At 43.8% G+C, this 13,979-nt stretch carries 17 protein-coding genes; 7 read left to right on the top strand and 10 right to left on the bottom strand.

Annotated features, from left to right (window positions below):
• Positions 1–417: 417 nt before the first annotated feature.
• From DYE48_RS13930 to DYE48_RS13915, 4 genes are all read left to right on the top strand, one after another.
• Entirely contained in the window at positions 418–1,146 is a 729-nt protein-coding gene (locus DYE48_RS13930; protein WP_115824157.1) for an alpha/beta hydrolase, read from the top strand.
• Between the two features lie 30 nt (positions 1,147–1,176).
• Positions 1,177–1,692 carry a 2'-5' RNA ligase family protein gene (locus DYE48_RS13925; protein ID WP_115824156.1) on the top strand — a complete coding sequence of 172 codons (516 nt, stop codon included), beginning with the start codon at positions 1,177–1,179 and terminating at the stop codon, positions 1,690–1,692.
• A gap of 6 nt (positions 1,693–1,698) precedes the next feature.
• Entirely contained in the window at positions 1,699–2,121 is a 423-nt protein-coding gene (locus DYE48_RS13920; protein WP_115824155.1) for a GNAT family N-acetyltransferase, read from the top strand.
• Positions 2,122–2,230: 109 nt separating this feature from the next.
• Positions 2,231–2,908 (top strand): YetF domain-containing protein, encoded by a 678-nt coding sequence (locus DYE48_RS13915; protein WP_115824154.1) that lies wholly within the window; start codon positions 2,231–2,233, stop codon positions 2,906–2,908.
• Here the strand turns inward: DYE48_RS13915 and DYE48_RS13910 are convergent.
• From DYE48_RS13910 to DYE48_RS13890, 5 genes are all read right to left on the bottom strand, one after another.
• Positions 2,895–3,794, bottom strand: a complete 900-nt coding sequence (locus tag DYE48_RS13910) for an MBL fold metallo-hydrolase (protein WP_115824153.1) — start codon at positions 3,792–3,794, stop codon at positions 2,895–2,897. The genes DYE48_RS13915 and DYE48_RS13910 overlap by 14 nt on opposite strands.
• Positions 3,795–3,816: 22 nt before the next feature.
• The gene (locus DYE48_RS13905) at positions 3,817–4,104 is read right to left on the bottom strand and encodes a hypothetical protein (protein WP_115824152.1); all 288 of its coding nucleotides are present in this window, start codon (positions 4,102–4,104) and stop codon (positions 3,817–3,819) included.
• Positions 4,105–4,140: 36 nt separating this feature from the next.
• Positions 4,141–4,356, bottom strand: coding sequence for a hypothetical protein (locus DYE48_RS13900; protein WP_089653960.1), 216 nt, complete (start codon positions 4,354–4,356; stop codon positions 4,141–4,143).
• Positions 4,353–4,682, bottom strand: a complete 330-nt coding sequence (locus DYE48_RS13895; protein WP_244199438.1) for a DUF1360 domain-containing protein — start codon at positions 4,680–4,682, stop codon at positions 4,353–4,355. The genes DYE48_RS13900 and DYE48_RS13895 overlap by 4 nt, the downstream gene beginning before the upstream one ends.
• A gap of 63 nt (positions 4,683–4,745) precedes the next feature.
• Positions 4,746–4,976: a hypothetical protein gene (locus tag DYE48_RS13890; protein WP_115824151.1), complete on the bottom strand. Its 231-nt coding sequence runs from the start codon at positions 4,974–4,976 to the stop codon at positions 4,746–4,748.
• Between the two features lie 191 nt (positions 4,977–5,167).
• On the opposite strand from DYE48_RS13890, the gene DYE48_RS13885 reads away from it, so the two are divergent.
• Complete coding sequence (locus DYE48_RS13885; RefSeq protein WP_089653958.1) at positions 5,168–5,665, top strand: CotY/CotZ family spore coat protein; 498 nt, start codon at positions 5,168–5,170, stop codon at positions 5,663–5,665.
• 47 nt (positions 5,666–5,712) lie between these two features.
• Here the strand turns inward: DYE48_RS13885 and DYE48_RS13880 are convergent, their stop codons facing one another.
• Complete coding sequence (locus tag DYE48_RS13880) at positions 5,713–6,264, bottom strand: CotO family spore coat protein (RefSeq protein WP_115824150.1); 552 nt, start codon at positions 6,262–6,264, stop codon at positions 5,713–5,715.
• Positions 6,265–6,446: 182 nt separating this feature from the next.
• Between DYE48_RS13880 and DYE48_RS13875 the strand changes: the two genes are divergently transcribed.
• Positions 6,447–7,466: an EAL domain-containing protein gene (locus DYE48_RS13875; RefSeq protein WP_115824149.1), complete on the top strand. Its 1,020-nt coding sequence runs from the start codon at positions 6,447–6,449 to the stop codon at positions 7,464–7,466.
• Between the two features lie 47 nt (positions 7,467–7,513).
• On the opposite strand, the gene fabI is transcribed toward DYE48_RS13875, so the two are convergent.
• From fabI to mgtE, 3 genes are all read right to left on the bottom strand, one after another.
• Positions 7,514–8,293 (bottom strand): enoyl-ACP reductase FabI, encoded by a 780-nt coding sequence (gene fabI / locus DYE48_RS13870; protein ID WP_089653955.1) that lies wholly within the window; start codon positions 8,291–8,293, stop codon positions 7,514–7,516.
• Positions 8,294–8,849: 556 nt separating this feature from the next.
• The gene (locus DYE48_RS13865; RefSeq protein ID WP_115824148.1) at positions 8,850–10,712 is read right to left on the bottom strand and encodes a monovalent cation:proton antiporter family protein; all 1,863 of its coding nucleotides are present in this window, start codon (positions 10,710–10,712) and stop codon (positions 8,850–8,852) included.
• A 15-nt stretch (positions 10,713–10,727) separates the two neighbouring features.
• Positions 10,728–12,092: a magnesium transporter gene (gene mgtE / locus DYE48_RS13860; protein WP_089653953.1), complete on the bottom strand. Its 1,365-nt coding sequence runs from the start codon at positions 12,090–12,092 to the stop codon at positions 10,728–10,730.
• Between the two features lie 246 nt (positions 12,093–12,338).
• Here mgtE and prpE point away from each other — a divergent pair, with 246 nt between their 5' ends.
• Positions 12,339–13,070 carry a bis(5'-nucleosyl)-tetraphosphatase PrpE gene (prpE, locus tag DYE48_RS13855; protein ID WP_115824147.1) on the top strand — a complete coding sequence of 244 codons (732 nt, stop codon included), beginning with the start codon at positions 12,339–12,341 and terminating at the stop codon, positions 13,068–13,070.
• Between the two features lie 53 nt (positions 13,071–13,123).
• Here prpE and DYE48_RS13850 read toward each other — a convergent pair whose 3' ends face one another.
• The gene (locus tag DYE48_RS13850; protein ID WP_244199437.1) at positions 13,124–13,975 is read right to left on the bottom strand and encodes an RluA family pseudouridine synthase; all 852 of its coding nucleotides are present in this window, start codon (positions 13,973–13,975) and stop codon (positions 13,124–13,126) included.
• Positions 13,976–13,979 lie beyond the last annotated feature (4 nt).

Genomic DNA, 13,979 nt, shown 5'->3' with positions numbered 1-13,979 from the left:
GGCGGAGATAAAGGAAACACGAAGAGCGGAGCGATTCGATGTTGACTTATCGTACAGAAGCGAGGGAAGTCTCACTAGCCGCTAGGCGCCGGAACCGGATATCTAAGAGGAAGTGCGTGGTAGATGAAACCCCGCAGAGCGTTAGCTCGAGGAGGCTCATCACTCGCCCACGGAAAGCGAACCTTTTCCCGGAGCCCCTATACTCCCACCAAGTCTCGAAACTGAGTCTTACACAATCCTGCCAATTAGTGAAACAATCTTATAAATATAAAAGAACATTTTACCTGAAAATCCCACCCATCATCTTTTCAACTTTTTCGACAATTATATGATAAAATGAATAGTGGAACGTTTACACGAAATATTTATTGGGAAATCCTAAAGGAAATTTCCATGCTGTGAGGAGGTGGTAGGAAAATGGGTAGAGACGGATCCATGACAGAATATACCATTGATAGTCAATACTTACAGGAGACAATGACACTGAGGGTGTACACTCCGAAGAATTTTTCTCCATTATACAAATACCATTTCTGTATCATGCAGGATGGAAACGATTATTACTCGATGGGACGCGCGGCCACATTGAGTGACAAACTCCATAAAGAAGAAAAGATCGAGAACACCATTTTCATCGGCATCCATTACAATGACAAATATGATCGCCAGGACAAATACCATCCAGACGGAAAGAAACAAGCAGAATACGTCAACTTCCTCATTCGCGAAGTTGTACCTTTCCTGGATGAGGAGTTTCCTGGTTACTGCATGGGGCGCGGACGAACACTTGTCGGTGACTCTTTAGCAGGCACGCTCGCTTTAATGACGGCGGTGAAATTCCCGAACATCTTCGGCAATGTCATCATGCAGAGTCCTTATGTGGATGAACATGTCAAAGAAGTCGTGCAATCGACCAAAGACTTTTCTTCCTTGACCATTTATCATACCATCGGAATGGAAGAAACAGATGTCGAAACGACAGAAGGAACAAGAAAGAATTTTCTTGAACCTAACCGTGAACTGCGCGAGTTTTTGAATCGCCAGCCGCTTGCCTATACGTATCATGAATTAGATGGTGATCATACATGGGGCACATGGCAGAAGGATTTTGAACGTGCTTTATTGAAGATGTTTGGTAAGGAATAGCGATATAGAAGGAAACAGGAGGTTAGTCCAATGAGATACGGAGTAGCAGTTTTTCCATCAAAAAAAGTACAGGATGTGGCGAATTCATACCGCAAGCGTTACGATCCCCATTATGCGTTGATTCCACCACATATCACGATGAAAGAAGCGTTTGAAGCAGAAGAAGAAGAAATTGAGAACAAAATCATTCCTGAATTGAGCGAGATTGCAAAAAACACGCAGCCTTTTTCGTATGGTGTTTATAAGGTGAGCTCTTTCTCACCCGTCACAAATACAATTTACTTAAAAATTGAACCTTCCGATGAAATTTTTGAATTGAATGACAAGCTGCATGCAGGAGAACTTCCAGAGGAGAAAGATTTTGCTTTTGTCCCACATATCACGATTGCCCAAAAGCTTTCGGATGAAGAATTCTCGGATGTATATGGCAGCCTGCGCATGCTGAAATTCGACTTGAATGATAAAGTCGACCGCTTCCAGTTGCTTTATCAACTCGAAAATGGGGCATGGAGTGTTTATGAAACATTCCGCCTCGGCAAAGGGTGATAGTCCGTGGACATCGTGAAGGTTAAGAATAAACAGCAAAAAGACGACGCTTTCTACGTTAGACGCGTCGTCTTTGTAGATGAACAACAGGTTCCCTTGGAAATAGAAATTGATGAGTTTGATGATAGCGCCATCCATTTTGTTGGATATGAGGGGAAACAGCCGGTCGCCGCTTCCCGACTACGCTTTGTTCAAGGATTTGGGAAACTTGAACGGATTTGTGTCATGAAGAAACACCGAGGCCAATCATTCGGAGCACAGATCATCGAGTCGATGGAAGAAGTCATCCGTGATTATGCATTTGACAAGGCCAAATTGAATGCCCAGACCCATGCAGAGGCGTTCTATGAGTCTCTTGGGTATGTGACCATTTCAGACCCATTCATGGATGCCGGCATCCCACACGTCACGATGGTGAAAAAATTATAAAAAAATGATAAACGAAAAAACTCCGGGCTTCCGGAGTTTTTTCGTTTATCCTAAGGTCCTTTTGTCTACAATGAACCGTATAGGCTACAGGTAAGGATCGTGAAACGCTATGGAGTACTTACAAATTACTGTGGAAACATTTTTTGGTTTTGCTGCACTCTTTGTTATGACAAAAGTGCTTGGAAAATCGCAGATCACACAAATTACCGCTTTCGATTTCATCGCTGCTCTCGTCCTTGGGGAACTGGTCGGTAATGCTTTGTATGATAAAGAAGTGGGAATCCTAGATATCGGTTATGCCATTTTATTATGGAGCATACTCATCTACTCAACCGAGATGATCACAGAAAAGTTTAAAGGAACACGAAAAATTTTAGAAGGAAGTCCTTCCCTCGTTATTTATAAAGGAAATATCGATCGAAATCAGCTGAAGAAAAACAAGCTGGATCTTAATCAACTGCAGCATTTGTTACGTTCGAAGGATGTTTTCTCGATCCAGGAAGTTCAATATGCGGTACTCGAAACGGATGGCACCATTTCTGTCCTGAAGGCTTCCCAGTATCAAAATGTCACTCGTGACGATATGAATTTAGCCCCTCAGCCTGTTCCTCTTCCTCGGACCATCATTAGTGATGGAGAGGTCATTTGGGATAATCTCAAAGAAGCTGGTTTTGATGAGAAGTGGCTGAATGAACAGCTAAGAGCACAAAATTTTACCGATCCTGCTGAAGTCATGTACGCTGAACACAAAGAAGGCGAGCCGGACTTATTCGTTATTGGTCTGTAATATAAAAACTCCACGTATTGTTCATGATGCGGTCCTCCACGAGGCCCGCTTTTTTTAATCCGATTAAATAGGCAGTGACCGCCGTTCTGAATAGCAGCCATTGGGACAAACCCTGAGCTTCAACGTTGTAGTGTTCACACATAGCCCTAACGAGGACCTCGTGCGCCGCCGGGCCTTCTTCAGCAAGGTATTGATGCAGCCATGCGGACAACTGCTCATGGTAGTCCATGTTGTTTTGTATCGTCAAGGTAGGAGAAGCCTCGAACTTACCATGACCAGGAACCGCCCCCCTGCATGAAATTTTAGTGAGGCGGTCCAAACTATCCAATGCTAAACTGACATCGGTCAAAAAGGGAATCTTATGTTTTTTTAGTGTCTCCACACTAAAATAACTGTCAGCCGCGTAAAGAATGTCATTGATTTTCAATGCCAACTGGTGATAACTATGACCAGGAAGATGGTAAGCTTCCGCTCTTAAAGCACCAAACACTACCTCCCCTTCTTCCACGACCTCATCCACCCTTATAGCTGGCCCTTCTAAAAATTTGTTATGTAACTCCGGCAGCGGGTCGTTCCCTCCGAATAAATAAAGAGGTTCCAGACCAGGATTTCTTAAAATAGCTTCTTCAAACACAGGGGCGACGGTATGTACATCGTAGTTTTCCTGAACAAACCGAGCCCCTCCGTAATGATCTGCATGGGCATGGGTAATAAAAAGGTGCGTCAACGGGAGCTTTCTTTTCTCTAACTCCTTGAGCACCTTTTTCACGGATGAAACATCGATCCCTGCATCGATGAGTACCCCATCCTTCCCTTGATGTACGTATCCAATATTGACGGAACTATGATAGTAATAACAACATTCATCCAACTGTTGAAAAGACATATCCACGACTCCTTTAGCTTTTTCATACAGTTTCGCTAAAGTGACTCCCTTTTCCTGTCATATTAGAAAGAATCTTCTCTGTACCGCTTCTTTGGAGTGAAGGTTGTACGCTGTTGACAGCATGGGTATTCCTCGGTATATGGATCGATCTTCCACGCTGGTCTTCCACACGATCTTGATTGTGCTTCATTTTATGATCCAACGTAGCTTTGAACACTTTTTCAAGGACAAAAGGTGAACGTTCATGCTGGGTCGTTCTGGTTTGATAATCCTGATACTGATAATGATTCACAGGCAGAATATATCCCATATCGACGCCTCCTTTTTTTATCTATACCCTTTTTTCCTACTCAAAGAAACGCTCCATTTTCCCCATCTGTTTGGTCAGAAATTTTTCCATGTCCGTCATCCGCTTTGAGAAACGACGATCCCATGCCTGAAAGTCCTTTTCCCACTCGTTGAATTTCTTCTCAGGTTGTTTGATGATTCCATTCATTTTCGACGTTTCCACATCGATTTCCTTTAAAACTTCAAACAACGTCTTTTCCTTTTTATCCGTCATTGTCGATCGACCCATGTATAGATGATGGATTGCAATCCGGCAAGAGCGAGCAATAGCACCAACCACTCTCCATATGGAACTACTATATAGAAGAAAAGCATAATTAAAGCAGACCACACACCGACACACCATTGACAACTCAATCCTTCACCGATAAAACCCTTCGGTTCCACCCATTCTTCTTCGACGCCGTGCTCGTTTTGGATGACCTTTACGTCAATAAAAGGCCGTCTGAACCATTCCATGATGTAATCTCTGACAATGAGACGTGTCAGACGGAAAGTGGCAAGTGCCAGCAATACAATCTCCATCACACTTAACATCATTCTCCTTCTCTCCCATCAAGAAAAAGCCACTACGTTCCTTGTAGTGGCTCACTCTTTATTTTCTTAAAACCAACGAAATCCCCCACGGCGGTCGGAAGATTCATCATCACGACGGCGGTTTCTTGAACTGCTTTCATCTCTTGCTTCTTCTTCTCTACGTCGTCTCGGTCCGCCGAAAAATGGATCGACACGGTCGTCTCGGTCATGACGGTTATCACGTTGAGGCTCGATGACGACATTATCCGCTTTAATGACAAGGTCCTTCACATGGATGACCTTCTTTTTATCAGACATTCCATTCACTCCTTATTCGAATTCACTTCTAATCTATGGCGTTTGCCCCAGTTGGGTATAGTCTCCTGCCCATGAAGGACAAAAAAAGTGCGGATTCAGAGAAAAGAGACAAATGCCCACACCGACACGGACACATTTCATATTCTAGTAAAGACAATACGTCAATGCGTATGGAAAGGGGAAATTAGAAAATGAGCTGTGGAAAAAGACACGATTCAGGTTCATGTGTGATTGATATCCTTAAAGATATCGTCGATGCACAGAATGATGTCATGCACGATTGCACGACAAGCTGTGAGCGTTCAATCGCAGACCTTTTAGGTGACACTGGTGGAGGTTCCGGCTTCGACACGGTTCCTGTCATCCTTTACTGTAAAGATGGATGCACACCTTTTAAAGGCTACGGTTCAAAACGAAGTGGCGACGATTGCGAAGTGAAAGGAAGCTTCTTCTTCAGAGTTAAATCTGTCGATCACGATGGTTGTGCCATCCTTGAACTTCTCTTTGCTGACCGCTGGCATGATGACGACGAGGATGAGGTTGAAGGCTCACGCCGTCACAGAGGATTCGATCCAAAATCACCAGCTGATCAAAGCTGCAGAAACCTTCGTGCTTCAGGAATCTGCATTACAGTAGACTTGAACTGCTTCTGCCACGTAACATGTCTTCCGGCAGCAGCAACTCTTTAAGATTCATAAAAAACCGCGCACAGATGCGCGGTTTTTTCATAACTTTACTAAAACCCTAGAAGTCTAATATCTTGAATGGCTTCAAATGCTATCTCCCTCTGAAACGGACGCTGAAAAACTTTCATGTGCACGACACCATCTACATAATCCGTAATGTACCCTCGGTAGTTTTCTTCCTCTGTCATTACTTCACATTTCATTTTCGGCACGTGAGGGGAAAGATTGAAGAAATATAAAACTTTTTCCTCTAGCGTCATGTCATGGAAGCGTTGCCTTCGATCTCGAGGTGCATCCTTTTCCACCTTTTCTTCTGCACTTACAGCTGAAGCTTCTCTACCTCTCTCTTCTCCACTCATTTCCGGTTCATCCGATGTTTTCAATTTTGCAAGCTCTTGACGGTGGGGGGAGTTCTGACTGCGCATCCGTATTTCGCGCTCAGTCGATGGAGCTTCTGCTGGAGGCTGTTCTGTCTTCTCTTCTGCTTTAGAAGATCGCTGACTTCGAAAGCTGGTTTGCATTGGAACTTCTGCTGGTTTCAAGCCCTTAGGCTGGACAATATAAAGCATCGGCTGCTTAGCAAGTCGCTTTTCATCTGCCATCAAGATCTCTCCTTTTCCATTCGGTCATCATTTTATATATATGCCCAAGTCACAAACCATGTTCACTTTTGTCCTCATTTGACAAAACCTCTCATGATTTTACACAAATTTAACAGAACACGGCGATTCTTTTATCTTACGATTGTTATGGTAGGTGTAGACCATTGTTTAGGAGTGTTTTCATGAGCCTTGCTCAACAACGAGAACGCAAGTCATCAGAAGATGTCCTCACTTCATACATGAATGAGGACAAGCTTTTTATCCATTATCAACCGATCATCAATATACATAAAGAAAGCATCATCGGTTTTGAAGCACTAACAAGATTTCCTGTGAGTGCTTATTTTAAAAGCCCAGTCGAACTCTTCCAGTTTGCCGATCAGACGAACCGGTTATTTCAACTTGAAAAACATACACGCGAGCTTGCCATCGACTCGATTCTCCCCTATTTACAAGAGAAACAGCAATTGTGGGTGAATTTAACGCCGAATGTCATACATGACGATTCTTTTATTCCAGGTTTCACCCATGCCGTTTTGAAAAATACAGGGTTGAACCCGGACCAGATCGTCTTTGAAATTACCGAGCACTCCGCCATTTCTGATTTTCAAAGCTTCCGAAAACTTCTAGAACATTATAGGAAACAAGGATTTAAAGTGGCGATCGATGACGTCGGTGCAGGTTATTCCTCCCTACAAATGGTTTCTGAATTAAAACCGGACTACTTGAAAATCGATCGGTCCCTGATTACCCATATCGATCAATTCCGTGAAAAACAATATATGGTGGAGGCTTTACAACATATCGGAAAGAAGTTAGGTGCAGGGATTATTGCTGAGGGGGTGGAAACCGAAGGCGAGTGTCTTCATTTAATTCAAATGGGGATCTTCCTTATGCAAGGTTATTATTTTGCAGAGCCTGATTATCCTCCTCCCCCGCTGCCAGTGTCCATTTCTGAACAATTGAACCTGCAAAGAAATAGTCAAATGTTTCCCTTGAAAATTGGTGAGCATACCACATTTTCTGAGCTGATGACATGGATCATGGCTTATCAAGGAAGCTATGATCACCACTTCGCACTGATCCATGTTCCTAATAGAAAAGAAGTGCTTCCATTAACGGAAGTGGTGCGATTTGTTGCCTCCCACGGTACAAAAAAGAAAGAAACCGTATGGCCACACCTTCGAAGCTTGTTCACATGACAAAACCCCTTTTCTACTCTATGTAGAAAAGGGGTTTTGAATTTAGATTAATAAGCGACAATGCTGAATCCGGAATCCACGTGAATCACTTCTCCGGTCACACCGCGAGATAGATCACTCATTAAATAATACCCGGTGTCACCTACTTCTTCTTGAGTAACAGGACGACCTAGTGGCGCACGTTCCTCAATCACTTTAAGAATTTGATTGAAATCACCGACGCCTTTAGCGGAAAGTGTACGAATTGGACCAGCGGAAATGGCATTTACCCGTATGTTATGTTTACCAAGATCGTTAGCTAAGTATTTGACGCTAGCATCCAGGCTCGCTTTCGCTACACCCATGACGTTATAATTTTTCACGACTTGCTCCCCACCAAGATAAGTAAGGGTTACGATACTTCCTCCATCCGTCATCAACGGTTGAGCTGCACGGGCGACCGCTGTTAGAGAATAAGAGCTGATGTTGTGAGCAGTGAGGAAACCATCGCGACTTGTGTTCAAGAATTCATCTTTCAATTCTTCACGATTCGCGAATGCGATACAGTGGGCAAGGCCGTGAATCGTCCCTACATCTTTACCGATTTGTTCAAACGTCTGGATGATCGCTTCATCGTCTGTCACGTCACACTCATACACCAGTGACTCCTCGCCACCTTCTAGAGTATCAGCAAGGTCCTGAACCGACTTTTTGAAGCGCTCCGATGCGACTGTAAAAATCAAACGTGCTCCAGCAGAGTGAAGTGAGCGGGCAATCCCCCAGGCAATGCTTCGTTTGTTCGCCACTCCCATGACGACATAAGTACGTCCTTCTAGTGAAAAGTTCATATTGAACACCCTCCTTGAGGTAATAGAATCTAAATTAGTATTTGTTATTAGTACCTGCTCCTATTTTAAACCATTAACTTTTGAAAAACAAACCTCCCTTTATCCTTTCCCTATTTCCACTCACATAAGCCCATTCTCTATCCAAAATCAGGATATCGAATAATTCTGTTATTCAAGATAATGGCAGTATTCTTGAAGACTCGATTTCGAGACTTTTGTTGAGTGGATGGGGGCTGCGGGGATGACTCGCTTTCCGTGGAAGCTCGCCACTCCCCCACATGAAAGTGTTCAAATGCGGAATCGCCCTGGTAGACACGACTGGCATAAGCAGAACAGCAACGGAATGTGTTTTTTTCATTCCTTTGCTGTTCTGCTTATGACGCGAGTGTCTGGGCGATGGAGCTGGACGAGTAGCTTCCCAACCACCCCTGACGCTCAACCCAGCAACGAAACCCGAAAAGTCTCGAAACTGAGTCTTCCACAAACGGGAGCGTCAGTGAAAGTACGGTTTAATTAAAAACCGCTCCTTCTCGTGATGAGAAGGAGCGGTTGAGGGTTAACACCATTCACAATATTCCAGTTCCATTTTCAGTTCTTCTACATACTCATGAGAGCCTGTAACGATCAGGCGGTCACCCATTTTCAACTCTGTATCCCCGTGAGGGACGATCGAGTCTTTTCCGCGGAAGATACGGACCATGATGACATCTCCGGTGAATGGAAATTCACGGAGATGGATGCCGTTATAGACCGAGTTGTTCATATTGATTTGATAGAGTGCACTATCTTGTTTCGTTAAGATATCTACAACATTTGGTGCTTCGATCATCGCTTTCAGGAGCGCTTTGGAAGACAAGAACACGGAGAACACATTGATATTGAGATCTTTCATTTCCTGAGATAAGTCTGGGGACTCTACTCGGACAATGACGCGTTCCACCCCTTGCTCTTTTGCAAAGCGGGCAATCTCAGCATTTCGTTCTTCATCACCCGTAGACGCGACAATCAAGTCTACTTCAAAGACTCCAAGCTCTTTCATCTTTTCGACATCATAGCCATCTAATTCTTTGATATCAAAGCAATTACGGCTGATGCGTTCATCAATTTTATCCACTTTTGTATGGTAAAGATGAGTCTCATATGCATGAATGTCCAGTTCTCGAACAACCGGTAAGGTCATGCGGTTAGAACCGATAAAGGAAACGACCGTCTTATGGTCTTCGTCTTCAAATCGTCCATAAACCTTTTTGAAGACGATCGGTGCCACTAGACATGTCAGGACAGCCACTAGGATCAGGGCGCCTTCCATTTGGTCATCGATCATTCCTTCCCGCTTCCCGATGGCAGCTGCCGCAATCACAAGGGAGAGTGTGGAAGTAAGGATAAAACCTGATCCAAAAACGGTTTTCTTATCATACCACTTACTCAATATTAAAGCAGGAACAATCTTCGAGACGAGTAAGGCGATAAATAACAGTGGAATCAATATGAGCACACGTGAATCAGTAAATAGGCTCCAAATATCAATTTCCACACCAACCATAACGAAGAAGATTGGAATTAGGAATCCATAGCCGAAACTGTCCAGACGCTTGACCATCTCTGGGTTAGGAGACAGCAAGGAAACGAGCGTACCTGCTAAGAAAGCACCAAGGATATTCTCTGCTCCAACAGTCTCAGATAAGGCGACAAGCAGAAGGATGAGTGTGAACACAGCACGTGTATCGATCTGGATCGTCCCTTTGGCCATCGTCTCCACGAACGACTGATGACGAAACTTTTTGCCGATGTAATAGAAAAGGACACCCGCTGCAAAAAGTATGAGCAGTAACCATGTGTTTCCACCGCTCTCTCCATAAATGGATACGAAAACAGCTAACAAAATCATTGTCACAAGATCGGCGATGACCGCAATGAGGAGGATGGTCTGACCAATCGTCGTCTTCATCATTTGTGCATCCTTCAACGTCGGCACAACTACACCTAATGAAATGGTAGAAATGATCAGTGTCATCAAAAAGGCATTGTCAATGAAACCTGCCAACACGAATAAATAAGAAAGTGCCAAAGATATGACGAAGATCCCAATGAAGACAGTGGTCGCCACCCATACTGGGTTCGGAGCACCTGTCCCCTGGTTTTCCGGCTTAGCTTTCTTCTTTCTACTTGCAAATATAGAAAAATCAATTTCTAATCCACTGAGGAACATCAAGAAAATGAACCCTAATGTAGACAAGATCTCTAACCAGCTTCCTTGCTCTACAATATCAAATCCACTTTGACCGATGATTAATCCTACGATGATTTCTGCTACTACAACCGGAATGATATTCAATTTAAAACGGTGTAGTAAGATGGGAGTTATGAATGCTGCGATAATTACAATAACTAGAGAAGTTACTGATGCACCATGTTCCATACTCGCCCTCCTTCCTTAAATCAATAAATTCATGAAAGCTGTCGCGAGTCCAAAGTAAATCAAAATGGAGATCAAGTCATTCACCGTTGTAATGAATGGACCTGAGGCAACAGCTGGGTCGATCTTTAAACGATGCATAAGAAGGGGAACGAGAGAGCCAGCCAATGTTGCTACAACCAAGGTCATAAAGATGGACAATCCGACTAATACGCCTAAAAAGAAGTTTTCATGCCATATATATACAATGAGAGTGATCAATACACCACAAGAGAGCCCAGTAATAATACCGGTTCCTGCTTCTCTCATCATCATTTTCCATTTTCCTTGCTTTTCAATTTCCCCGGTAGCAATACCGCGGACAGCAACGGCTAGTGCCTGCGTTCCAGTATTTCCTGCCATTCCGGCAATCAGCGGAATAAAAATAGCGAGGATAGCTACTTGATCCAAGGTGTCCTCAAAACGCCCAATGAGACTGGCTGTCAGACTTCCCAAAAAGAGTAGAATGACAAGCCAGGGCAAACGCTTTTTGGCTGACGCAAAAGCATTGTCATCAGGGCTGTCAACGTCAGAAACGGCCGCAAGTTTAGAATAATCATCACTTGCTTCTTCCTCCATGACGTCCATAATGTCATCGACGGTAATGATTCCAAGGAGATGGTCCTGGAAATCAACGACCGGTAAGGCAAGAAAGTCGTAGTCGCGCACCATACGTGCCACTTCTTCCTGGTCTTCACCGACTGAGACCGATACCACTCGTTCATTCATAACGTCGGATATCAGCCATTCTTCTTCAGATATAATCAAATCCCTCAACGAAATAACACCGACGAGCCGTTTATCTTCATTAATGACATACGTGTAATAAATCGTCTCGGCGTCTGGGGCTTCTGTTCTCAGATGAACCATCGCTTCCTTGATCGTCATACCGGCTTTAACGACAACAAATTCCGTTGTCATTATGGAACCAGCGGTTTTCTCTTCATAATGAAGCAGGTCTTTGATTTCGTCAGCTGCATCATCATCCATGATCGTCAAGAAACTCGCCACTTTATCTTTATCTAATTCGTTTAAAATATCAACAGCATCATCCGTTGACATTTCAGCGAAGACTTGCGCAGCAAAAGTCGGTTCCATTTCAGTAAAGAAAGGTTCAATCTCATCATAATCGATGTGCTCCATGACATCTGCAACCTCTTCTGGAGAGAGGTAGGTGTAAATTTGCATCCGGATTTCTTTATCCAGATCTTCAAAGATCCGGGCCTGGTCATATGGATGCAGTTCGAGAAATTCTGCACGGAACTGGTCGATGTGATCATTGAACAAAGCATCTTTAATATTCGTCCAAACTTCTTGGCGCTCCTGGTCATCTAAGTGTTCCATAAGCAACCCTCCCCAGTGTCTATTTCGTTTTTGACCGTTTAATCTTAATGGCGATACACATGTTTGTCAACGAAAGTCACTCAATTTTTAACAGCCAAATTCCTCACATAAATGTAGTTTAACAGAAGAAATCTAGGTTAGGGAATAAACTCCCCGTATGTTTAGTATTTCGAAGGCTTGGGAAAAATATCTTCCATATATAGGACAGCATCAAAACAATTATTGAATAACAAAAGGAGAATGACCATGAACTACGACATAATCGGGGACGTCCACGGCTGCTTTGATGAGTTAAAACAACTGTTTGAAGAACTCGGCTATGAATGGAGCGAAGGTCTCCCGCAGCACCCCGAAGGAAGAACTCCTGTGTTCGTGGGAGATATCACTGACCGGGGCCCCTCATCCGTGGAGTGCATAACCTTCGTCTATCGTCTAGTTACAGAAAAAGGAGCCCATTATGTCCCGGGAAATCATTGCAACAAATTGTATCGTTTTTTTCTAGGGAATCCTGTCCAAGAAAAGCATGGATTGGAGACGACCGCTGCAGAATACCGTACCTTATCTAAACAAGAACAGATGGATGTAAAAAAACAATTCAAGCATTTGTATGAGCAATCCCCTCTGCACTTAATTTTGGAAGATGTTGATGCTGTTGTTGCTCATGCCGGGATCCGCGAGGAAGACATCGGTCATAAAAGTAAAAGTATCGAAACGTTCGTGCTCTATGGGGACATTACTGGTGAAAAACTGCCGGACGGTCGTCCTGTCAGACGAGACTGGGCCCAACATTACACCGGAAATCGATGGATCATCTATGGACATACTCCAGTCCGTGAACCCCGTTTTGTTAATAAAACCGTTAATATAGACACAGGGTGTGTGTTCGGAGGCAAGTTGACCGCTTTCCGACTGCCTGAAGAAAAAATCATCAGTGTACCATCAAGCATGCCTTTCGTAGAAGAAAAGTTCAGATATTAAAAAGCAGGAGCACTCGTGGCTCCTGCTTTTTAATAGAATCGAACACATGCTTCTCAAGCAAATCCTTCCCAATGTTTCGGTGGTTCTGATGTAAAGGTCATCTTTTTCTTCGTCCATGGATGAATGAAGTGAAGCCGCTCACAATGCAAGGCCTGGCCATCCATCCCCTCTACTTTTTCCCCGCCATATAATGTGTCACCAGCTAGAGGATACCCCCTATGAGCCATATGGACACGAATTTGGTGCGTCCGACCGGTGAGGAGTTTAAAGCGGATCCGGGAATAATTTTTCTCCTGATTAATCAGATGGTACTGAGTTTTTGAAGGCTTTCCCTCTGGAGATACAACTCTTCGGATGATGGAGTCTTCTGCACGGCCGATTGGCTCATCAATTAGACCTTCCTTTTCACGAAATTCTCCTTCGACAACCGCAACATACTGTCGTGAAATCAAGTCCAATTTCTTGGTAAGAAGCCAATGACTATAGGCGTGTTTAGCAATTAACATCAATCCAGAAGTATCTTTGTCGAGCCTCGTGACAATATGGGCCGTACAGGGGTACCCTCTTTTTTCATATTCAAAAAGCAAGTAACTTGCAATTGAAGGCTCTTTTTGGTCAAAAGGAGGTACAACTGGGATGCCTGCAGGCTTGTCGAGGACCATGATATCATCATCCTCAAATACGATCGGTAAAGTCCCCTGATGAGGAAAGATCGCTCCTTTTTCTTCTTCAGGAAAAACGAGGAGGACTTCATCCCCTGTATCTAATGGGTGCCACATCTCCACCTGAGTTCCATTTATGAATACCATACCGTCCATCCGAACTTTCTTGAGCAATTGTCGGGAAAACTCACCCGCTTGTAACAGAAATTCCCGAATGGAGTAACCGGCGTAAGCCTCTGTCACCTGC

The sequence above is a fragment of the Halobacillus trueperi genome (assembly GCF_003386945.1).
Taxonomy (GTDB): domain Bacteria; phylum Bacillota; class Bacilli; order Bacillales; family Halobacillaceae; genus Halobacillus; species Halobacillus aidingensis.
Note: the sequence above shows the minus strand (reverse complement) of the source record. Positions and strands in the feature narration are given on the sequence as shown.

Bases quoted from the DNA above. Each gene is read 5' to 3' on its own strand.
- DYE48_RS13865 (WP_115824148.1), bottom strand. From the start codon at position 10,712: ATGGAACATGGTGCATCAGTAACTTCTCTAGTTATTGTAATTATCGCA.
- DYE48_RS13890 (WP_115824151.1), bottom strand. From the start codon at position 4,976: ATGTCTGATAAAAAGAAGGTCATCCATGTGAAGGACCTTGTCATTAAA.
- DYE48_RS13925 (WP_115824156.1), top strand. From the start codon at position 1,177: ATGAGATACGGAGTAGCAGTTTTTCCATCAAAAAAAGTACAGGATGTG.
- fabI (WP_089653955.1), bottom strand. From the start codon at position 8,293: ATGAACTTTTCACTAGAAGGACGTACTTATGTCGTCATGGGAGTGGCG.
- prpE (WP_115824147.1), top strand. From the start codon at position 12,339: ATGAACTACGACATAATCGGGGACGTCCACGGCTGCTTTGATGAGTTA.
- DYE48_RS13885 (WP_089653958.1), top strand. From the start codon at position 5,168: ATGAGCTGTGGAAAAAGACACGATTCAGGTTCATGTGTGATTGATATC.
- mgtE (WP_089653953.1), bottom strand. From the start codon at position 12,092: ATGGAACACTTAGATGACCAGGAGCGCCAAGAAGTTTGGACGAATATT.
- DYE48_RS13875 (WP_115824149.1), top strand. From the start codon at position 6,447: ATGAGCCTTGCTCAACAACGAGAACGCAAGTCATCAGAAGATGTCCTC.
- DYE48_RS13910 (WP_115824153.1), bottom strand. From the start codon at position 3,794: ATGTCTTTTCAACAGTTGGATGAATGTTGTTATTACTATCATAGTTCC.
- DYE48_RS13900 (WP_089653960.1), bottom strand. From the start codon at position 4,356: ATGACGGATAAAAAGGAAAAGACGTTGTTTGAAGTTTTAAAGGAAATC.
- DYE48_RS13930 (WP_115824157.1), top strand. From the start codon at position 418: ATGGGTAGAGACGGATCCATGACAGAATATACCATTGATAGTCAATAC.
- DYE48_RS13880 (WP_115824150.1), bottom strand. From the start codon at position 6,264: ATGGCAGATGAAAAGCGACTTGCTAAGCAGCCGATGCTTTATATTGTC.
- DYE48_RS13895 (WP_244199438.1), bottom strand. From the start codon at position 4,682: ATGATGTTAAGTGTGATGGAGATTGTATTGCTGGCACTTGCCACTTTC.
- DYE48_RS13915 (WP_115824154.1), top strand. From the start codon at position 2,231: ATGGAGTACTTACAAATTACTGTGGAAACATTTTTTGGTTTTGCTGCA.
- DYE48_RS13905 (WP_115824152.1), bottom strand. From the start codon at position 4,104: ATGGGATATATTCTGCCTGTGAATCATTATCAGTATCAGGATTATCAA.